This window comes from Photobacterium ganghwense (genome assembly GCF_003025595.1).
GTDB lineage: Bacteria > Pseudomonadota > Gammaproteobacteria > Enterobacterales > Vibrionaceae > Photobacterium > Photobacterium ganghwense.
Genome location: NZ_PYMI01000002.1, coordinates 613,468 through 634,945 on the forward strand (window position 1 = coordinate 613,468; position 21,478 = coordinate 634,945).

Annotated in this window: 18 protein-coding genes; 9 read left to right on the top strand and 9 right to left on the bottom strand. The window is 47.8% G+C overall.

What is annotated here, in order from left to right; all coding sequences use genetic code 11:
• Nucleotides 1–109: 109 nt before the first annotated feature.
• The gene (locus C9I92_RS08635) at nucleotides 110–1,465 is read right to left on the bottom strand and encodes a DEAD/DEAH box helicase (protein ID WP_084712520.1); all 1,356 of its coding nucleotides are present in this window, start codon (nucleotides 1,463–1,465) and stop codon (nucleotides 110–112) included.
• A 235-nt stretch (nucleotides 1,466–1,700) separates the two neighbouring features.
• The gene (locus C9I92_RS25675; RefSeq protein ID WP_047884684.1) at nucleotides 1,701–3,596 is read right to left on the bottom strand and encodes an SgrR family transcriptional regulator; all 1,896 of its coding nucleotides are present in this window, start codon (nucleotides 3,594–3,596) and stop codon (nucleotides 1,701–1,703) included.
• Nucleotides 3,597–3,920: 324 nt separating this feature from the next.
• Between C9I92_RS25675 and C9I92_RS25405 the strand changes: the two genes are divergently transcribed.
• Nucleotides 3,921–4,091 carry a hypothetical protein gene (locus tag C9I92_RS25405; protein WP_157038317.1) on the top strand — a complete coding sequence of 57 codons (171 nt, stop codon included), beginning with the start codon at nucleotides 3,921–3,923 and terminating at the stop codon, nucleotides 4,089–4,091.
• Nucleotides 4,092–4,351: 260 nt separating this feature from the next.
• Here the strand turns inward: C9I92_RS25405 and rsgA are convergent, their stop codons facing one another.
• Entirely contained in the window at nucleotides 4,352–5,401 is a 1,050-nt protein-coding gene (gene rsgA / locus C9I92_RS08645; protein WP_047884683.1) for a ribosome small subunit-dependent GTPase A, read from the bottom strand.
• Between the two features lie 626 nt (nucleotides 5,402–6,027).
• On the opposite strand from rsgA, the gene C9I92_RS08650 reads away from it, so the two are divergent.
• Together C9I92_RS08650 and C9I92_RS08655 are read left to right on the top strand one after the other, a co-directional pair.
• The gene (locus C9I92_RS08650) at nucleotides 6,028–7,824 is read left to right on the top strand and encodes an amidohydrolase (RefSeq protein ID WP_047884682.1); all 1,797 of its coding nucleotides are present in this window, start codon (nucleotides 6,028–6,030) and stop codon (nucleotides 7,822–7,824) included.
• Between the two features lie 548 nt (nucleotides 7,825–8,372).
• A complete protein-coding gene (locus C9I92_RS08655; RefSeq protein ID WP_047884681.1) occupies nucleotides 8,373–9,950 on the top strand; it encodes an alkaline phosphatase in 1,578 nt (525 codons plus the stop codon).
• A gap of 226 nt (nucleotides 9,951–10,176) precedes the next feature.
• Here the strand turns inward: C9I92_RS08655 and C9I92_RS08660 are convergent, their stop codons facing one another.
• The 5 genes from C9I92_RS08660 to C9I92_RS08680 form a co-directional block, all read right to left on the bottom strand.
• Nucleotides 10,177–11,019 (bottom strand): SDR family NAD(P)-dependent oxidoreductase, encoded by an 843-nt coding sequence (locus C9I92_RS08660; protein WP_047884680.1) that lies wholly within the window; start codon nucleotides 11,017–11,019, stop codon nucleotides 10,177–10,179.
• Nucleotides 11,020–11,058: 39 nt separating this feature from the next.
• Nucleotides 11,059–11,385, bottom strand: coding sequence for a DUF1330 domain-containing protein (locus C9I92_RS08665; RefSeq protein WP_047884679.1), 327 nt, complete (start codon nucleotides 11,383–11,385; stop codon nucleotides 11,059–11,061).
• Between the two features lie 235 nt (nucleotides 11,386–11,620).
• The gene (locus C9I92_RS08670) at nucleotides 11,621–12,532 is read right to left on the bottom strand and encodes a LysR family transcriptional regulator (RefSeq protein WP_242551950.1); all 912 of its coding nucleotides are present in this window, start codon (nucleotides 12,530–12,532) and stop codon (nucleotides 11,621–11,623) included.
• Between the two features lie 57 nt (nucleotides 12,533–12,589).
• Nucleotides 12,590–12,982 carry a putative quinol monooxygenase gene (locus C9I92_RS08675; RefSeq protein ID WP_242551951.1) on the bottom strand — a complete coding sequence of 131 codons (393 nt, stop codon included), beginning with the start codon at nucleotides 12,980–12,982 and terminating at the stop codon, nucleotides 12,590–12,592.
• Between the two features lie 75 nt (nucleotides 12,983–13,057).
• Nucleotides 13,058–14,143, bottom strand: a complete 1,086-nt coding sequence (locus tag C9I92_RS08680) for a zinc-binding alcohol dehydrogenase family protein (protein WP_211263826.1) — start codon at nucleotides 14,141–14,143, stop codon at nucleotides 13,058–13,060.
• A gap of 361 nt (nucleotides 14,144–14,504) precedes the next feature.
• Between C9I92_RS08680 and C9I92_RS08685 the strand changes: the two genes are divergently transcribed.
• From C9I92_RS08685 to C9I92_RS08710, 6 genes are all read left to right on the top strand, one after another.
• On the top strand, nucleotides 14,505–15,059 hold the full coding sequence (locus C9I92_RS08685; RefSeq protein WP_242551952.1) for a Csu type fimbrial protein: 555 nt from the start codon (nucleotides 14,505–14,507) through the stop codon (nucleotides 15,057–15,059).
• A 3-nt stretch (nucleotides 15,060–15,062) separates the two neighbouring features.
• Entirely contained in the window at nucleotides 15,063–15,590 is a 528-nt protein-coding gene (locus C9I92_RS08690; protein ID WP_242551953.1) for a Csu type fimbrial protein, read from the top strand.
• Nucleotides 15,591–15,611: 21 nt separating this feature from the next.
• A complete protein-coding gene (locus tag C9I92_RS08695; RefSeq protein WP_047884676.1) occupies nucleotides 15,612–16,370 on the top strand; it encodes a fimbrial biogenesis chaperone in 759 nt (252 codons plus the stop codon).
• Nucleotides 16,371–16,488: 118 nt separating this feature from the next.
• Entirely contained in the window at nucleotides 16,489–18,843 is a 2,355-nt protein-coding gene (locus C9I92_RS08700) for a fimbria/pilus outer membrane usher protein (RefSeq protein ID WP_053061790.1), read from the top strand.
• Nucleotides 18,840–19,808, top strand: a complete 969-nt coding sequence (locus C9I92_RS08705) for a Csu type fimbrial protein (protein WP_053061775.1) — start codon at nucleotides 18,840–18,842, stop codon at nucleotides 19,806–19,808. The genes C9I92_RS08700 and C9I92_RS08705 overlap by 4 nt, the downstream gene beginning before the upstream one ends.
• Nucleotides 19,809–20,063: 255 nt before the next feature.
• On the top strand, nucleotides 20,064–20,612 hold the full coding sequence (locus C9I92_RS08710; RefSeq protein ID WP_047884675.1) for an META domain-containing protein: 549 nt from the start codon (nucleotides 20,064–20,066) through the stop codon (nucleotides 20,610–20,612).
• A 97-nt stretch (nucleotides 20,613–20,709) separates the two neighbouring features.
• Here C9I92_RS08710 and C9I92_RS08715 read toward each other — a convergent pair whose 3' ends face one another.
• Nucleotides 20,710–21,468: a glutamine amidotransferase-related protein gene (locus C9I92_RS08715; RefSeq protein ID WP_047884674.1), complete on the bottom strand. Its 759-nt coding sequence runs from the start codon at nucleotides 21,466–21,468 to the stop codon at nucleotides 20,710–20,712.
• Between the last annotated feature and the right edge of the window lie 10 nt (nucleotides 21,469–21,478).

Consider the following 21,478-nt stretch of genomic DNA (forward strand, 5'->3'; position numbering starts at 1 on the left):
TGGCGATAGGGGCAATACTTTGGGTGAACTTGGTGATGGCAACCGTAGCGCGGGGAGATGAAAAAGCCCCTTCCCAGGGAAGAGGCTTTGGTAAGCTCAGGTCGTGCCGTTATTTGTCGGCTTTTCTGACGGCTTGTCTGCTGTCTTTTCTGCCGTCAGTCCTATTGCCTGTGTTAGGTTTGGCTTTTGAGGCAGAACGAGGTTTTCGGTTATTTGTGTTGTTGCGGTTAGATCGATTACCTGGGTTCGCACGCTTTTGCGGTTTGTCCGTTGGGTCTTGATCGACATGCTTAGTTTTCGGCACGTAGTTCAGAATCGTTACCGGGACAGGCTTTTTCGGCGCAAAGCCTTCCACTTCACGGCGCTCAATCAGGTGGCCCAGGCGGCTTTCGATCATGCACAGGTTCTTGAAGTTGTCTTTCGATACAAACGAAATCGCTTCACCCGTGGCATTGGCTCGGCCTGTACGGCCTATACGGTGTACATATTCGTCAGCCGGGAAAGGCAGATCATAGTTCACTACGCGCGACAGGTCTTCAATGTCGATACCACGTGCTGCCACACCTGTTGCGATCAGGTATTTGATCGATCCGGCTTTGAAATCTTCCAGCAGCTGCGCGCGAATCGCCTGGCTGCGACCGCTGTGGAATGCTTCGGCTGCAATGCCGCGTTTTTCCAGCTGAGAAACCAGTTTGGCTGCACCATGCTTGGTTTCGATGAAAATCAGTGCCTGATCCCACTGGTTTTCCTGAATCAAATGGCTCAGTAGCGCGGATTTTTTGTCTTTGTCGACGGTGATCAGCCATTGTTCAATGTTTGATTTTGACGCCTGATTTGCCGCAATGGTGATCTCATGCGGGTTTTCGACCACGGATTTTGCCAAATCACGGACTTTACGTGACAGAGTTGCAGAGAACAGCAGGAACTGAATGTTTTCAGGCAAACGATCAAGAATCTTTTCGATGTCATCAATGAAGCCCATATCCAGCATGCGGTCGGCTTCATCCAGCACCACCATTTCCACTTCTTCGAAGTAGACAGCGCGGCGACCATACATATCAATCAATCGGCCCGGGGTGGCAACCAGTACATCAACGCCTTCGATCAAGCGTTGTTTCTGCTGTTGTTCATCCACACCACCGTACATCGCCAGAGACGTCAACCCGGTGTGTTTACCGTACTGGGTGATTTTCTCTTCCACCTGAATGGCCAGCTCACGGGTCGGTACCAGAATCAGAGCACGAATACGTTTCTTGCGCTTGGTTTCGCCTTTGCTCAGTTTTTCAAGAATCGGCAGGACAAAGCTAGCGGTTTTACCAGTACCGGTTTGCGCCGCAGCGATAAGGTTTTGTCCCTGCAGAACAACAGGAATCGCTTTCGCCTGAATGGTGGTCGGTTCGCTGTATCCGAGCTCATTCACTGCTTTAGTCAGTGATTCGCTTAATCCAAGTTTAGAGAATGGCATGAATCGTCTCTGTATGTACTGAATGCGATAAGGCAGAGTTATCTCTGCCTTACATGAAGCGCGCGATTCTATCACGAACCTTTGCCATAAGAGACATTAAATGTGAGGTAAATCGACTTATACAACCATCGAGGATACCGGAATTTATCGGCAGGAAATCATGACGACTGGGTTTTTTAAGCGAACGCACTGGTATTTTACAGCCCCAGCTTACTGCCGCAGCCAACTAAAAATCCTATTCGCTTGTGGACCAGACGTTTTTGATGTCAGGCCAGCCCCAGTTGGTCAGCTCCACATCTTTCAGCACACCCTTAAATCGTAGCGTCTGGCGATGATGAAACAGGGGCGTTAGCCAGTACTCGGTGATCAACGTTGAGGCAATGGGCTCCAGTGCATCCAGATAGTGTTCCAGTGGTGTGCTGGCTCGTAGTTGTCGCAGGGAATGCTGGAACCATTGGCTGGCTTGCTCGCCGATACAGTGATGCAGCACCGCATTGTTAAACAGGTTGCTGAATGCGGAGGCGTGGCGGTTATCATCAAGATTGATATTGGTCACCACCATATCTTCCGTTAGCAAATGCTGCTGGCAACGTTCAATTAGGTCACGATATGCGTAGACATTGACTTTGACACGGATCCCTTCCGGCTCCAGCAATGCCTGAATACCATAGGCGCAGTTTTTCAGGGCGGTATAATCGTACACTGCGATCGAAAGCTGTTTCGGCAGTTTGCTGAACGGGGCTTGAGGCCGGGTAATAACGTGCCAGTGCGAAAGCAGGTTGCCCGCCAGCACTGAACCAAACTGCGCGCCACGCTGATTTAGGTGCTCGGCCAGCTTGTCTGCAGACAGAAAGCTGGAAAGATAACGTCGCTGAGCGCTGGTGAGGGCATGGGCGCTTTGCTGGTTGAACAAAATGAACATGCAGCCGTCTTCGACCTGAGAATGCAGGTTTTCCTCGCAGGTTGGGTCACTCAGTTTAGGGGCAAGATAGTAGTTGCAGGCCGCCTCACTATTGGCTGAGTCAGCCCATGGTTGAGGTGTGTTTTTGGTTGTGTTTCCTGATGTGCTGTCCAGTGAGCCAGGCATCCCGATAGGGGCTGTTCCTGCGAGCTCTTTGCATGTTTCAGCCGGAGGGATATTCGCATCTGGATAGGGGATATCCGGGTGGTTTGTCCGGATGTGGGGTTGCCGTTGATCCTGCTCGTCGATCAGCCAGATAGTGACCTGATCCGTCAATGCCCGGCAGCCATAATAGCGATCAAACGCCTGCAGGCGGAGCTGAGTCGCGGTATGTTCAATAACCTCAAATGGGCCACATCCTACAACGGCGGGTGTTTGTGCATGATTCACCTGCCCCGGCGGCTGAATGGAATAGCGCACGCCAGAGATCATGCCACCAAATCCCAGATCCGGCTCTGACAGGGTAAAGACCACAGTTTGAGGCTGTGGCGCACTGACACTGATCACATGCGCCATCTCAGTCTGGTATTCCGTCAGGCAGCTCAGACGGGTAAACAGCGTCGCAATGGTATCGGCATCAATGGGCGTCCCGTTATGGAAAACCAGCCCCGGCCTCAGATAAAAGGTCCACTGCAAATTGTCGGCATCATAATGCCAGTGATGGGCCAGTTCGGGTTTAAGGTGACCCTCACGATCGCTGGACACCAGGCAGCAGTATATCTGGCGCAGGAAAAATCGTTCACTGGAGCGCTGTATCTGATGCGGAACAAGGCGCTCAAAGGGGCGCTTGTAGGTCAGTTGGATATGCAGCCGCCCCTCGCGCATAGAGGCACCGGAGGTATTTTGCAGTAAACGGCTAAAGGCCAGATTGTCATCATCCAGGATTGCCCGCGCTTTTTCGTATTTGCCTTCCCGTATCCGTTCGGCCGCCAGTTCTTGTTTGAGATCACCCAAATCCCGGTTCAGTAATAGGGTAGAGCGTTGGTTTCGGCCAACTTTGGGTTGCCAGAGCAGCCATCCGGCCTCTTGCATCTGGGCAAGCAGGCTTCGGGCATGGCGCAAGCTGGTAAACAGGCTGTCAGAAATGTCAGGCAACGATGTTTTAATGGCTTCCCCCACACCCATGGGAGTCAGCCGCGCATAGTAGCGCAATAAATTGAGGTCAGACACAGCGTTAAATTATCACAGGCCCAGTGGCGTGTAAGTTTGGTGAATAGATTGAGTGGTACCGCTTTAGTTACCTAGCGTTATTTTCATCGCTCATTTGCAGAGCTTTATTCATATAGCTTCGTCCACTTAGTTTCATGATAGCGAAATTCCTGAAACAAAAAGAAGCAATGTTTCATTCTATCTGTTCCGTATTTCCTTTTTTATCGCTGTTTCAGGCGAGTTTTTTGTGTCAGAAGGCAGTTATGCGGCAAGGTTTTTCCGTATTTGCTCTCTTTTTACTTTCCGGTTTCGGCGCGACACTGATGACGAGAAAAGGGAGATAAAATGATGAAAAATCCAGATAAAACCCAACAAAAACAGCAGAGTGTCTTCTGTAACGACGCCAGAACTGACGCCAGAACTATGACAGTCTACTTTCGCCAGCAATTAATGCGCAGTAATAGTCGGTTAGAAAAAATCGCCCTGTCAGCGATGCTTGATTTGCTGAACGGGTAATCAACATAGCGATGTCTGGCAGGGTAAACGGCTTACAGTCATGCTCCTGATACCCCCACGAGCTTTCTGTCAGATATCGCTTCTTTCTGAAACGTCGTTTCCTGTTGCAATGTCGATTTTTACGAAGAGGCCAGTCTGTTGAGGATAAGCCTGACCAACGTTAAAAGCCCGCTATCTGGCCGTAAATCATGCCAAATAGCGGGCTTTGTTCATATCAGGCGTTTTTTATTACAGTGCCTGTTTGGCTATAAGGTATACGCTTAATACCCTTTTTTCAGAAGTCGGGATTCGGACTGAACCGACTTGTAATGCCGCCCCAACTGTTTTGATTTCGCACGTTCACGTTGCTTGTTGAGTGACTCACTGTTTCTTGCCTGCTCGCGGAGCAGCTTGAAATAGTTCTTCACCCGTCGAGGATCGAGCTCGCCACTGTCAATCGCCTGAAGTACCGCGCAGCCCGGTTCGCTCTGGTGCTGACAATCACTGAAGCGACATTGTTCTGCCAGTCTGTCGATATCAGCAAACAGTGCATTTAACCCGGATTCACAGTCTGCAATTTGCAGCTCGCGCATTCCGGGAGTGTCGATCAGAATCGCGCCGCTTGGCATAAAATGCAGCGAGCGGGATGTCGTGGTATGCCGACCCTTGCTGTCATCTTCGCGAATGCCGCCGGTTTGCTGAATGTCATCTCCCATCAGGGTGTTCACCAAGGTGGATTTCCCCACACCGGACGACCCCATGAAAGCCACGGTTTTGCCCGTACCGCACCAGTTATTAAGGACGTCACAACTGGTCGGATCCAGCCCATTGACTGTTTCTACCATCAGAAGCGGATTCAGGCGCTGAACCTCCGCCCGTTTCTTGTCATGGTCATCACATAAGTCTTGTTTTGTCAGGACGATCACCGGTTCAACACCGGTTTCACGTGCTAACGCCAGGTAGCGCTCAATCCGGCTGAGATTGAAGTCATTATTCAGCGAACTGACGATAAACAGGGTATCCACATTGGCGGCGATAAATTGCTCGGCCACTTTGCTCCCGGCTGCCTTGCGGCTGAACAGCGACGAGCGTTCCAGCAGGCGGACGAATTGTTGATTCAGATCCAGCAGCAACCAGTCACCCACAGTCATGGGCGGCATGGCATGGTGCATCGGCAAGTGAACGTCACCCTGTTCGGTTTGGACACTATATCCGCTGCGATGATGCGCCAGTATTCGGCCAATGCGGGTCTGTTCTAAGTCTTCAAGTGTCAGTTGTTGTTGAAATACAGGCTGCCAACCCAGTTGGCTGAGTGTAATTTTGGAATTCATTACTTTTCCCTAAGCATGCAGAATCGCTCTGTATGCAGAAACAAAATATTGAGGGTCAAATGAATACAGATGAACCCCGGTTAAGAGCACCGGGCAAAGAGAAGGGCGTTGAGGGAAGTCAGAAAGTTATATTGGAAAAACGTCCGCTCAGCGATTCATCGTTGCCGGGTGGGTTTTGAATACAATCATCGTGTTCTCCTTATGTTGTAATGAGATAGTGCTGTAGTGAAATAGTGCTGTTGTCAATACGTGTTTTGGTGGTTTAAAACACGAATGTGATGAAGATACTAGCACAGAAAATATTCGGCGCCAGAGGAAAAATAGGCGTTTTGGCTCTGAGTCGTGTTTTTAGAGTTGGTCTCGCTTCACATACGGCGAAAGACCATGGTCACTTCTTCGTGTACCAAGTTGTGTGTCATGTTGTGTGAATCGGCCATCAATTTCGTATATGCACTCACATTAATAGTGGAATCTCACCCTATACAATGAATCTGTCTTACTCTGATAAAGAATCCTTCTCAGTAATACGTTTCAGCAATTCGTTTCAGCGATACGTTGCGTTCGTGCCGTTGTATTCGCGCAGTGTAATGCCGTGACTTGTGTTTTTCATTATCTGGAGACCCCTTATGAGAATTGCTCCCATTGTTATCTCCTTGCTAGCAGCCAGTTCCGCTTATGCTGTCAGTCCTCCGAAGCCCACAGCACAAACCATCTATCTCGGCGGTGATATTGTCACTGTCAACGATAGCGCGCCATCAGTGCAGGCACTGGCGATTAAAAATGGCCGAATATTGGCGCTTGGTAGTGAAGCTGACGTGATGAAGTTACAAGATGAAGAAACTAAAATCGTCGATTTGCATGGAAAAACACTGATTCCGGGATTCATTGATGCCCATGGCCACGTCTTTAATACCGGGATTCAGGCTTTATCCGCGAATCTGCTGGCTGAGCCTGATGGGTCTGTAGACAGCATATCTGCGTTGCAGGAATCATTGAACGCATGGGCATCAAAACCGCAAAACAAGCAGCATGGCATCATTCTGGGCTTTGGATATGACGACTCACAACTTAAAGAAGGGCGTCATCCTACCCGGCAAGAACTGGATGCGGTGTCAGCAGATCTCCCTGTGATCATCATCCATCAGTCGGGTCACTTGGCCACACTCAATAGCAAGGCGTTAGCCTTGGCAGGTATTGGGCCTGACAGCCAAGATCCTGAAGGGGGAAAAATCCGTCGGGAAGCTGACGGTAAAACACCTAATGGTGTTTTAGAAGAAACGGCTTTCTTTGGCTCATTACTTCCCATGTTTGCCAAGCTGAGTCCGACAGAAAACGAGGCTATCTTCAAAGCGGGCATGGCGCTGTACGCCAGCTTTGGTTACACCACCGCTCAGGAGGGACGTGCCTCTACTTCTGCCGTTAAAACCATGTATGAGCTGGCACAAAAAGCCAAGTTGCCAATTGATGTGGCAGCCTATGCCGATATTCAGATAGCCCGTGATGTTATTGTTCCACCCTATTACGCCAGCGAATACATGAACGGTTTTCGCGTTGCAGGGGCCAAGCTTAATCTCGATGGCTCTCCTCAGGGTAAGACTGCCTGGCTGACCGAGCCGTATCTGGTTCCGCCAGAAGGACAAGAGGCGGGTTACAAAGGCTATTCCAGTATGAGTGATGAACAGGCCGGAAAATACATCGAACTCGCTCAAAGTAAGGGGTGGCAGTTGCTTACTCATGTCAACGGTGATGCGGCGATTGACCAGTTGATCAAAGGAGTCGAAGCCAGTGAAGAAAAACATGGCAAGCCGGACCGTGGTTTTGTGGCTATCCATGCTCAGACTGCCCGAAAAGATCAGGTGGGGGCGTTTAAACGCCTGGGTATTTTCCCGGCATTTTTCCCGATGCATACCTTTTACTGGGGAGACTGGCACAGTGATTCCGTGCTGGGTAAAGAGCGGGCGCAGAACATTTCTCCGACCGGGTGGGCGCGTGAATTAGGCATGATCTTTACCTCTCACCACGATTCTCCGGTGGCGTTACCTGACTCAATGCGAGTTTATTATGCTACGGTCAACCGTGTGAGCCGGACAGGTCGCCTTATCGGGCCGGATCAGCGGGTGTCATCGCTTGAAGGGCTGAAATCACAAACTCTGTGGGCGGCGACTCAATACAAGGAAGAGCAAAACAAAGGTTCACTTGAGGTCGGTAAATTGGCGGATCTGGTTGTTCTTTCTGCCAATCCGCTGAAAGTGGAACCTGAAAAACTGGCCGATATCCGTGTTGAAGAGACCATCAAAGAAGGGGTCACCGTCTATCGCAGCGATGAGCAAGCCAATAACGGAGGATGTATAGAATCCGCGCGGTGCAGTGCTGTTGCCACTACCGCGATGGTTGAATCTGGTTTGATGCATCATGCGCATTAGGTCGATGGTCTAAAGGCTTTGGTTAACAATACCTATCCTCAAGGGCAAGCTATTGCCCTTGTTTTTTTCGGTTTTGCTTTTTGTTTTTTTGGGAGGGGGTAATTTGGATATTCTGTGAAAGCCGCTTATTGGATAATGGAATGAGTTATGAAAATAATATTTAGATGACTCATTTGCGAGTTATTTTCCCATTCATGCCGTGGTATTCGAGCATCGTCTTTCTGTAAATTTCGGCAGCCCTGTTGATATAACAAGACGAAAATTTAACGCTTTATTAGCCTTTCAAATCATAAAGTAAGCGTAATGGTTTCGATTTTTCCCTAACATTTTTTAGGGGAAGTGCTTGTTGATAAATATTTAATTATTAAGGCTTAATTTATTTTAAACCTGATGATGTTTGCGCCCGGCCTGATTTCAAAGCTGGTTGTTTAAATGATTGTGGATTGGATGCCGGTGATCGTTGTCCTTAGAAAAACTTTTGCTGGCTGCAATAAAAACGTAAAAAAAGATTGGTTAACTAGCGCCGCATTTATACATTAGGAACCAAGATGAAACACTTAGTTAAACCTCTCGCTTTCGCTGTAGCCACTTCTACTATTTCCTTTTCAGCACTGTCGGCAGAGATAAAAAACGTTATCTTGATGATCGGTGATGGCATGGGCCCGCAGCAAGTTGGTCTGCTGGAAGCCTACGCAAAGAATGCTCCGCATTCAATCTACAAAGGCGACACTACCGCACTGTATAAACTCGCTCAGGATGGCGTGATCGGCTCATCCATGACGAACCCGGAAGAGTCGATTGTTGTCGATTCAGCCTGTTCAGCAACCATGCTGGCTACGGGCTTACCTACGGCTTCTGAAGTGATTGGCATTAACTCGAACGGCGATCATGTTGAAACCGTTCTTGAAAAAGCCAAACGTGTCGGCAAAGCCACTGGTCTGGTTTCCGATACCCGTTTGACCCACGCGACACCTGCGGCGTTTGCCGCACACCAGCCGCACCGTTCACTGGAAAACGACATTGCATCGGACATGCTGACTACGGGCGCGGATGTCATGTTGTCAGGTGGTCTTCGTCACTGGATTCCACAATCAACCAACGAGAAAGGCGACACTTATAAAGCGCTTGCAACACTGACTCACGGTGATGTGAAGCTGACGTCGAAGCGTAAGGATGAGCGCAATCTGCTGACTGAAGCAAAAAATGATGGCTATAGTCTGGCATTCAACAAAGAGATGCTGGAACAGGCACAAGGTAATAAGTTACTGGGGCTGTTCTCTGATTCAGGCATGAATGACGGTATTGCCTACAGCAATACGAAAAATGACCCGGAACGTACTCAACCATCACTGAAAGAGATGACTGAGAAGGCTATTAACGTACTTTCAAAAGACGAAGATGGTTTCTTCCTGATGGTTGAAGGTGGTCAGATTGATTGGGCTGGTCACAGCAACGATGCAGGCACAATGCTGCATGAAATGCTTAAGTTCGATGAAGCTGTAAATGCCGTTTATAACTGGGCGAAAGATCGTGACGACACGCTAATCATCGTTACGGCTGACCATGAAACCGGTTCCTTCGGCTTCAGCTATTCATCGGCTGATCTGCCAAAACCGGAAAAACGTTCAGGTGAAGCGTTTCAGAAGCAGAATTATGAGCCTAACTTCAACTTCGGTAAGTTTGATATTTTAGATGGTCTTTACAACCAGAAGCTCAGTTATGCTGCGATGTTCGGCGAATTCGATAAGCTGGATAAAAAACAGCAAACGCCTGAAAAACTCGCTGAAATCGTAAATGCCAACAGCGATTTTCCAATCACAGTGGCTCAGGCTGCTGACGTTTTGAAGATGAAAAAGAATCCTTACCATGCAGATAACCACAGTTACCTGTCTGCTGAGGACGTACCAGCCATCAATGATTTTGATGCTTTCTTCCCGTACAACGATCGCGGCAACGTACTGGCGCGCCAGCATGCAACCGGTCAGAACACAGTTTGGGGAACGGGCACCCACACGCATACTCCTGTCAATGTCTTTGCCTGGGGACCGTTGAAAGAGATTGTGCCGGTTTCAAAAATTATGCACCACTCAGAATTGGGTGAATACATCAAGGGCATGGTGAAATAAGCGTTTGTCGTTTGTTTGTCACTTGTTTGCCACTTAGGCGAGCTTTGAATTAAGCCTGATGATGTAGAATTTAGCCTGATGATGTAATCGTGGCTAAGACTAACAGCCCTGAGCGTTTGCTCAGGGCTGTTTTGTTTGTGGCAAGTGCATGAGTTTTTCAGTGTGTATTCTTTTTCCTTTGTCTTTGTCTCTTCTGTTTACCCAGCAGCCAACACTAATCTGTTGCTCACGTTAACTCTCTGATAAGCCTTTCAATGCTGTTGACCACTTGCTTTACCTTGTCATCGTTAAGCGCCTGACCGTGTGGTTCAGTAAATCGTTCTAGATCATTATCAAAGTACAAGCCATGCGCATGGGCAAACTCTTCAGACAGGGTTGCTCGAACCAGAATATCAGCGCCGAGTCTGAGATCGCCGCCTGCGATGCCAAAGGCTGATTTGACCATCTTGCTGCCCAGTAATGATTTAGGGTTAACGGACACAATCACGGGCCCTTCCGGTTTGTATTTCTGTCCCAGATAGCGAGACCACATTGTCAGGGCCAGCTTGCTCTGCGCATAAGCATCGCTGTCACTCAATGCGCCAGTTTTGTTGGATGACTCTGTCTTAGTTAGACCAGCCCGGCCATCCAGTGCCTCGATGTTGACTGGCGCCTGAGCCGCAGACGAAAGATTTATCACTCGGCCTGTCTTGGGCAGCAGAGGCAGTAATGCAGTAGTAAGCAGATACGGCGCAATGGTATTTACAACAAAGCGAATGTCCAAACCATCCGGAGTGATCGTCTGAGGCGCATTGAATACCCCAGCGTTGTTTATCAGTACATCTATTTTGCTAAAGCGCTGTGCGATTTCCTCAATCATCGCGGTCACGGTTTTCAGATCAGAAAGGTCTGCTATGACCGATTCTGCTTTGCCTTCCCCTGCTATGTTGTTCAACTGATTAATCACAGCCGCAACTTTTGAAGGGTTGCGCCCATGAGCGATGACATGGTGACCGAGTGCTATCAGCATTTTTGCAGTCTCAAAACCAATGCCATCCGTCGCGCCAGTAATCAAAATAACGTTTTGCATAACAGAAATTCCTTATCGATTCTGGTTAACGGTTAACGGTTAACGGTTAACGGTTAACAGATAGCCCAGATCGTCTTTACCTTCAATCAAAGCGTGATGGCTGACAGAGCCCGCAGTCCGTGCTTTCAAATGGGGGGTATATTCCGGGTCATTCATAAAGTCTATCGCTGCCTTATGGGAAGGCCACTCGATAATAATACGCACTGCAGGAGATTTAGTGTCGCCCTCAAGACGTTCATAACTGTTGGTACGAGCTAAGTATTTCCCGCCATATTTTGCAACTAGTCGGCTGGCAGGGCCAATGTATTCTGGAATCCAGTCCTGCACTGTCGGGGTGACCTCTAGCCCGGAATAATAGGTAGACATAGTTGCTCTCCCTATTGTTGAGGCTGTTAGATAACGTAACTACAGTCTACTTCATGGCTGAGAAATGATAATGAGGCCCATGCTGGAATGAGTTTTTAGATCTTGTTGATAATACTCATACGAATTAGAGAGAACGTAGCATTGGGTTAGTGAGTTTACGTTATTAAGCTGGTGCAGGTGCTTGGTTACTTTGACATCGCTACGTTGGCACATTTTTATAGTCTGGACCGCGACATTAACGCGGTAACTTCTCACACCGTATCCACTGATTTTGACACTTCTCTGCCAGAAACTCCCTTAATATCCGTAACTCGGGGGTGAGCTGCCGCCTGTCCGGGCATACCAGATACAAAGGGGCCGGCTCGCCATGCCAGTCAGTCAGCAGACGAATCAATTTTCCGGCCAATAACTCTTCGCTGACATCCAGCAGAGATTTATAACCAATGCCTTTCCCGGCAACAACCCAGCGCTTTACGACATCCCCATCATTTGCTTTACGGTTTCCGCTAACTTTGACTTCTGTCCAGTCTTGCCCCTGAAAAAAACGCCAGCGCGAATGGTTAGCACTGAATAACATGAAGCTAAGGCAATTCAGGGCTTCCAGATCGGTAGGGTGGCGGATATCTCTGCTGGTTTGCAGGAAATGAGGTGACGCACAAACGACGCGTTGGTTTTCCTGACAAATCGGCAGAGCCACCATGGTGGAATCACCAGGAATACCATAACGGATTGCGGCGTCTACCGGTTCGGTATACATGTTGGTGAGTGAGTCTGACAGCACGACGGAAATGCTGATCTGAGGATGCTGATCCATAAATTCGTCGATCCAGGGAAGGATCAGATTGCGTCCAATGTCGGATGGCATCGACAGCTTGATGTCACCTTGCAGCACATCTTCTTTTTGGTTCAGTAATTGAATGCCTTCTTCAATGGCGTCGACCGCGATCTGACATTTTTCCCGGAATCGCTCACCTTCAGCGGTAATTCGTAAGTTACGTGTCGAGCGCACAAACAGCATGGTATCGAGCTGGGTTTCTAAGCGTTTAATGGTGGCGCTGACAGCGGCTGGCGTCAGATCCAATACATTGGCGGCTTTAGAAAAACTGCCTTGCTTGGCTGTCTCCAGAAACACGTAAAAATCTTGCATGGTTTTCATTGGCAGTTACAGCAGCTGTTCGTGATGATTTTGACGTAAGGGTAGCATTTAGCCGATAAAACGTAAGTAGCTGAGTGTTGATTGTTTCACGAGATTATTTCGGGTGATAAGCTGCCGAAACGCTTCAAGGTGAGGGCTTTTCTGATGAGCATCAAGAGATGCTTGTGAGCACCAAACCTCTTGCATCAAAAACCGATCCGGTGCCTGAGTGTCCTGGTAGAGCTCGTACTGGCAGCAGCCCTCTTCTTGTCGTGTCGGCTCGAGCAGGTTTTGAAGGGCTATCTGCAAAGCGTCTCGTTTATCCGGGTTGGCAATAATTTCTGCGTGTAAATTGATCATGGTAGTGGCCTTTTTGTTATTGGCGTTCATTCTGGTGCTCGTCTTTTTGAATGGAAAGTGGCTGTGCTTATCCGAGTGTTTATTACTCACGCTGTTGTACATGCATGTGTTCCGTACTCACACCCGCCACTTTCCTGTCCTGTCCTGGTTTTGGTGTTTAATGTTTATGAATAAGCATTAAAAGCCTTCAAGAACAATTTTTCCTTTGGCCGTTTGAGATTCGATCAGCTGGTGGGCTTTGCGAAGGTTATCTGCATTAATCGCCCCCAAGTTGTTACCCAGCGTGGTTTTCAGTTCACCGTTGTCGATAAGGCGAGCGACTTCGCCCAGTAGTTGATGCTGCTTAATCATATCGTGAGTTTGGAACAGCGAGCGGGTAAACATCAGCTCCCAGTGCAGTGATAGGCTTTTTAGTTTCAGCGGCATCGCATCCAGATTTTTGGGGTCATCAATCAGCCCGAATTTGCCCTGAGGCTTGAGCGATTTGATGATTTCCGAATAGTGTTCATCGGTATTGTTCAGGATAACCACGTAATCAACGTTATCAAAGCCGATGGTTTGCAGTTCTTCGCTCAGCGGGTTGCGGTGATTAATAACATGGTGCGCACCAAGCTGTTCCAGCCACGCGGTGGTTTCAGGGCGGGAAGCCGTACCAATAACAGTCAGATCTGTCAGCTGACGAGCCAGTTGCACCATGATGGAGCCGACACCGCCGGCAGCGCCGATGATCAGAATCGCGGGCTTGTTACCTTCGATGTGTTCTGAACGTTGCACTTCCAGGCGATCAAACAACATTTCCCAGGCGGTAATTGTCGTCAGCGGTAATGCCGCAGCTTCAGCATCGCTAAGGCTAACCGGAGCCAGACTGGTGATACGCTCATCAACCAGCTGGTACTGAGCATTACTGCCGGAGCGAGATAAATCACCGGCATACCAGACACGATCACCGACTGAAAATAGGCTGACCTCATCGCCTACGGCTTTGACAGTGCCAACTGCATCCCAACCCAGCACTTTCCATTCGCCGTCTTGAGCGGACTGATGCTGGCGTATTTTTGTATCAACCGGGTTGACCGAAATCGCTTTCACTTCCACCAAAATATCGTGGCCGATAGCCGTTGGCATCGGCAGAGTGATGCCCTGAAGTGACCCCGCAGGATCTGAGACTTGATTGTTTGCTAAAACATCTGGCAGTGCGTGGGCGTGTTGGTAACCAATGGCTTTCATGGTGCTTTTCTCGTTTGCAGGTGATGGTACAGACATGGCTAATTCTCTCTAAAGCTGGTGTTAATAGTGTGGACAGAAAGAAGTGTAACCATCTGGTGATTTTGATAAATACGGCAAAGCAAACAAGACTTTCAACGAAAAATTGAAAATCATGGAATGGCTTTCAGCTGAGGTAAAGTATCAAGGCGAATTTAGCGTGACTTTGCTGTTTGCAAATAGGCGATCTGGCTTATTGTTACTGTTGTTAATAGCCTCTGGTTTTGTTGCTTTGTGGAAGATGCACGATGTTTTTTACAATGAATATGCATCTTGTGGTCTATGTTCAACTATAACTATTACAGAAACTTAGCTTTAAGAGTGGGTGACACTTTTATCGCGGCAATCAATGGAGTTGAATATGGCCAAACCTTATCGTTTCACTGTTTTAACCGTGGCTTTGTTATGCTTGTCCTCTAATAGTTTCTCTGCGAGTGTCAGCGGTACCATTAATGTCAATATATCACTGGAAGCCGGGTGTGTTATTAATGGAAACAACACACTGGACGGTGACTCAGCTATTGACTTTGGTACGCTCGATTTTGGTAGTGTACCTACTGTTTTTGTCCAGCAAGATTCTGCCGTAACTGGTGGGGCCGCTAATGGAATCGCGGTGGTGTGTAGCAGTGGTGTTACGCCATCATTTGCAATTGCAAGCGGGAACAATGATGGCAGTATTGTTGGTGGTGTTGGAAATGGAAATCATACAATGAGTGATAGCTCTGGTAATTACGTTGATTACGCTATTTTTAGCGATCCCGCTCGAAGTAACAGAATCGAAAACAATACCTCAATTCTAATGGCAGAGTTTACGGATACAACACCACAAACCATTGAATTATATGGGCGTGCATATGGAACCAGCAATGTTGCCGGCAGTTATTCTGATACATTGAATGTGACGTTAAGCTGGTAGGCTGTGAAAATTAGTCATGCCGTATCCATCATTGCACTGTTTGTTTTTTCTGCACCAATGGTTACTGCCTCCTCGGATTCATTTAAGGTAACAGCAACCATTGATACCGGGTGTCTGGTGAATGGTTCAGTTAGTGGCTCGTCAACGACAGTCGGGCAAATGGGGGCGCTTGATTTTGGAAGAGTGGCAACTCTCTCTGCGACACAACTAGAGAGCACGGTGACCTACAATTCGTCTCTCATGTTAAGTTGTACTCCGGGAGTGGCAATGAATGTCGCATTGAATGGGGGCTTGTATCAAGAAGATGGGTTGCGGCAAATGAAGCATGTCAGCGAAGATGCCAAGGTGACCTATTTATTGTTTCAGGACTTAGCCAGAACAACAATTTTTGATATTGACGTTCTTTATCCGGTGAATACCACTGATTCACCAAATGATATTCAGGTTCCCATCTGGGGGCTGGCTACAATAACCGGTAATGAAACCACCGGCTTTTATTCGGATACTTTCACACTCACTTTAGAGTGGTAATGCATCAAAAGGAGAGTTTCGATGCGTACTATAGTAACAAGGATGTTACTTTCGACGGTCTTGTCTTTTGTTCTTATAGCCCCCTGTGTGGCTGCAAATTCATTATTACTTTGGCCAATCTATCCAACGATTACAGCAGATAAAAAAGCGACATCAGTTTGGATAGAAAATAAAGGCCGGGATGATGCCTATCTTCAAGTGCGGATATTTCGTTGGGAACAACATAATGGGCAGGATACGTATACCGTTCAAAACCAAGTCATCGCAACCCCACCTTTTGTTCAAATTCCAGGTGGGCAGAAACAATTAGTGAGGGTGCTGGTACAGGCCAATATCCCGGCTGGTCAGGAATCCGCATATCGAATCATCATTGATGAATTACCTCCTGCTCAACCACCAATGCAAGTTGAAGAAACAATGGCAATGGCCGTAAAAATCCGAATGAGATACTCACTGCCGTTATTTATTTACGGTAACGGTTTAGCGGCAAAACCGACCATGAATGCAGACGAAGATCACTGGAAAGATCTCCAGGCACAGTTTGTTACTGAGAATAAAAAGGTATTCATAAGGATTACAAATCGTGGTTTACGTACGGTGAGGCTGGTTGATGTTCAGCTCGAAACGCCGGGGCTACAAACAAAACCATTAATGCCGGGGCTAGCGGGTTATATCATGCCGGGCCAGTTTAAACAGTGGCCGGTATCGCGTCCCATTTCCGCTAAACCCAGTATTAGTGCCAGCATTGAAGGGAAACGCTCTGCCATAGCTTTGTTATAAAATGGCTGAATATTTTTTGATTTTGAAGAACAGCCTAAGCACCAGTCTGAAGCTCATTATTAAGGTCAGTTCGGGGGTAATTCTTAGCTTTTTTCACGCATCGGGTCACTGTGAACAAATGGCACTGCCGCTACAGAATTTGCCTGAACCGGAACACTACTCCGCAGAGTATTTTCAAAAGATGAATCTTAAATTGGAGCTGGTAATTAATCAGGTTGAAACAGGCGTGATCGTGGATGTGAAACGTAACGGACGCTCATATTTTATTGCTTCAGACGATTTGATTGCTGTCGGTGTTCTTGAGCAAGCTTTGCCTGATTCAGCGGGGATGAGATCGGCACTGCTGGACGTATCTAATTTGCCGGGAGTAAGTGTGAACTATCTTCAGCTCACACAGCAGTTAGCGATCAATGTGCCTGCTCACTGGTTACCGGTTCAGAATGTCTCGGCGCATGATGCTAATCGGTTCCGTCCTGCACAATATGGCCGGGGAGGGCTGCTGAATTACTCTGTTTTTGGTTTGAGCGGCAATGAGACGCACCAAACAAATTTTTCCCTGAATCATGATTTGCGAGCATTCTCAGAGCTGGGGGTGTTGACGACCACAGGGTTGTATCAATTTGTTGTTAATCACAATTCTACAGAGTTATCCGACAGTCAATATACCCGTTTTGAGACACGCTATGAGTATGCGGATCAGGGGAGATTACTGCGTTTAGAGGCCGGTGACTTTATCGTCAGGCCACTGTCCTGGACGCAGCCTGCCCGCATGGCAGGGGTTCAGTTGTCACATGATTTTTCTATGAGACCTGATGTGGTAACCGCTCCGTTACCCGCGTTTTATGGGGAAACCACCGTTCCTACCACGCTGGACTTGTTTGTGAACGGTCAGAAAACGGATTCGATAATGGTCGGAGCCGGGCCGTACGTTATCAATAATATTCCGATGATCTCCGGTGCTGGAGAAGCAACCGTGATTGTGACGGATGCCCAAGGGCGTCAAACGGCCATTACCACACCATTCTTTCTGTCCCCCCAGTTATTGAAGCCGGGTTATGCCTCTTACAACATTAGTCTTGGCGTACTGAGGGAAAATTATGGCAATGACTCAAATGACTACGGCGATGGTGCCCTGACGGCTGCATTGCGATTCGGATTAACAGAGCGTCTGACTGTTGAAACGCAAACGGAAATCACTGATAACCTGATGGTGTCTGGTGCAGGTGTGGTGATGAATGTTTTTGATTTGGGTACGGTCGATGCATCGGTACGAGTGAGCAATGCTCATGACCGCGCTTATGCACATTCAATCGGTTATAGCTATCAATCCCGACGTTACAGCTTTGGTATTCGCACCCAGCAGGAAGAAGCCAGTTTCTCGACATTAGCGAGCACTGTTTTGCCAGCAGGTAACAATAAACCTGACTCTTTTCCCGATAAGCCAAAACGTGTCACTCAGGTCAATGCGGGTGTTCGCCTAGGGGTGTGGGGATCGGTTTCTGGAGGTTACTTTGATATTCAGCAGCCTGATGCTCGCTCACGAACCCTGAATATCACTTACAGTTATCCCCTGCCGTTTAATATCAATATGTCACTGTCATTTAATCGTGATTTCGACGGTGAATCTGTTTCATTTGCGCAGTTTTCATTACCGCTCGGGACTGAAAACGGAAGTGTCGGGCTTACGGTTCGCAGGGAAGAAAAAGGCAATGTGAATGGCCGGTTAGGCTATAGTCGACTTGCGCCGTTAGATGGCGGCTGGGGGATTAGTCTTGCCCATGATCTCAATGAAAAACCTGACAATCGAAAGCAGGCCGACCTTACCTATCGAGCCTCCTGGGCTCAGTTTCGTACCGGGCTATCCGGAGTCAACGGTGAGTATGATAAGTATGCAGAATTCACGGGCTCGATTGCCCTAATGGACGGGACGTTATTTCCTGCTAATCAGGTGAGTGACAGCTTTGTCGTAATCAGTACCGATGGTTTCAGTGATATTCCGGTTAAGTATGAAAATCAGGTGGTTGGGTTGACTAATGATAATGGCTATTTACTCATTCCCTGGACAACGGCCTATTACACCGCGAAGTATGAAATTGATCCCCTTAATTTGCCGGCCAATGCTCGGATTACAACCACAGAGCAGTTTGCATCTGTCTATGCCGGCTATGGTTACCTGATGCGCTTCCCCGTTAGTTTGCAGGTTGCGCTGAGCATGGTAGTTTTGGATTCACACGGCCAGTACCTCCCGCTAGGTACATATGGCGTTTCTGATACGGGGCTGTCCAGCCAAATTGGGTGGGATGGCTTTTCCTATTTCGAAGGGAGCAATCCCGGAGAGTTTATTACTTTTTATCCCCAGGATAGCTTACCTTGCCGAGTGGCCATCCAGTCTCTTTATCAACAATCAGGCCATGAGATACAAATGCTTGGTGAGCAAACCTGCGTAACTGAACATGGAGAGCGTTTGCAATGACAGCTAGCCGAGTGTGTTGTGTTTGGTTATTACTGTTAATGGCAATGCCTGGCATAGCCTGTGAATTGACAGCTCCAACACCCCTTGTTCAGTTTGGTAGTGTCTCGTCACTGACAGTAAATACGGCACCGCAGCAAAGCTCCGCGCAGCCTCATGCGGGGATCACCTGTGATTTTGTTTCTGTTTTGTCGGTATTAAGCGGGGATAAAGTTTCAGTTAGGTTTACCAGTAATGGTGCCGGACAAATGAAAACTAAGGCGGACTCTGAATCGAGCCTTGCTTATCAGATTTTTGCGGACTCAGCCCTGAGCTTTAAGTACGAGTTTGATCAGACTTATAATTTCTTCGACGCTGGTTTGATCGAGCTATTTGATCTTTTTGGCAAATCGGCAGAGTTTCCGTTATATGTTCGCACCCAAGCAAACAGCAACCTGTCAGCAGGCGTATATACCGACCACATCACTGTTTCATGGGTGTGGGCCTACTGCGTGGTGAGTGTAGGCGAAATATGTATCGGTAGTAATAGCGGTTCGGCACAAAGTACCATTACCCTGGAACTGACAGTAACGCCTGATTGTATTATTACAGCACCAGACCTTAATTTTGGTACTGCCCCACTTGTAGCCGGCTTTGATCCTGTTAACCAAACCATTTCGTTAACTTGTACTAAAGGCAGCGTGTATACCGTTGGACTAAGCGATGGGCAGAACAGTGTCAGTGGTCAACGCCGAATGGCTTTTGGCAGCGATTACCTGGCCTATGAAATTTATAAGTCTTCAGGGACGGATAGATGGGGAAGTACAAACGGTGAACGGCGTGGTTCTGGTGATGCCGATGGTGGGGCGGGTTCCCCTGATGGAATAACACCACAGACATTTAATTACTCCGCTACCATTTTAACTGATCAAGCTACTCCACCTCCTGGTATTTATACGGATTCCATTGTGGTTGATGTTCAGTTTTAAGGCCCTTTATGACAACACAGCTGACTTTTGTTTGAATTTAAAGTGAGTGCAGCTGTACCTGAAGTGTTGAATGTTTGCTTTTTCGTGCAAAAGTTATCCTTCGATTCTTAAAACTGTGAGGTCGAGCGTTTTAAGAACTTTTCCGAATGTTAAAAATGTGAATAATAGCTGCGAGGCTTGTTGCATATTAGGTTGTTATGTAATGGCTTGAGTTTATTTTTAGAGTCTATTTCATGACAATTTAGGATGTGATGAATGAAAAAGTTTACGGCTGTATCTGCACTGCTGTTTCTAATGTCTGGTTGTGCCAGCAATGATATTGAGACTGTTGTGAATGATGGTATTAATGGCGCAATTAACGGTGTATTTGGATCATCACAAAAAGCAATAACAGCGAAAACGAATCTACCAAGCTCGGGAACGGAAAAATCGTATTCTGTCAACTCTGAGAGAATAAATATTCTAGCGGCGGAAAAAACCTCCCGTGATTATGGTGCGATCAAAGTTGTCAAACAGGGAAAAAACCCCAAAGGACAGACCAGGCTAGCGATGGATTACTGCGCGCATCCAGGGGTTGGAAAAGTTGCATGTGGTGGGTATTTATATCAGGTATCTCCGGATGGTTGGTTAGTCTCCAAGAGCATCAGTTTTGGCTCGGCTGATTACCATAATGAAATCGTAATCCCGGCGGGGAGCTACTATATGAAAGTTTCCAGTAATGGGATGGGGAAAGAATCATATACGACAGGGGTTTTCACAATATCGCCTTACAAAACCTCATATGTGCAGCTTGAACTGGAATAATCCAATCGTCTGAGTTTTATCTGGCAATGGATATAACAAGCCCGCTAATACAATAAACCGGCGGGCTTTTTATTGGTTTGTTACCCAGAAGTGACGGTCACTTCGTTTTTGTTTGTTCCTTCTTGTAGTCTGCTACCAATTTATCGAGAAAATCACCAAGTAGCTGATTCATGCGTGTCGTGTCGTAAGCCAGTATTTCTGCCGGCATCTGGACAAAACGTGCCGGAGAGCGGGCGGTTTCCTGCTGACAAAAAACTGGTGCGTCGTGCTCAATCAGTGGCTGCAGCTGTTCCTGCAGAAATTCCAGATGACACTGAAAGCCATAAACCAGGTTGGAGTAGCGAACAATCTGTCGTGGGCAGCCTTCGCTGGTGGCCAGTATCTGGCTGTCAGCAGTCAGCCCCGGCATGTCGTTGTGCCAGTGGCCGACTAATTCTTCTGCCTTGAAGGTGGAGAGCTTGGGATCTGATTGCCCTTGATCCGACAGTCTGACAGGGAAGTAGCCGATTTCTTTCTCCGGGCTGGCTGAGTACGTTGCGCCAAGCGCTTCACCGATCAGTTGCGCGCCTAAACAAACGCCCACGACAGCTTTTTGCCTGCTGATTGCGTCACGAATCAGTCGCTGTTCGGCGTAAGTGTCAAAGTGTGGGCATTCATCTTGGGATGTGGCAGGGTTTTGAGGTCCTCCCAGGACGATTAACAGATCAAAACGACTTTGAGTCTCGTTATCTAAATCTGGCAGCGGCTCACTCAGATAGACCCGACTGGTAGACACGGTGTACTGGTGCTTCTGCGCCCACAGGCTAAAATAGCCTGGCCCTTCAAATGACTCGTGAATGATAAAATGAATGTGCATATTGGCCTCT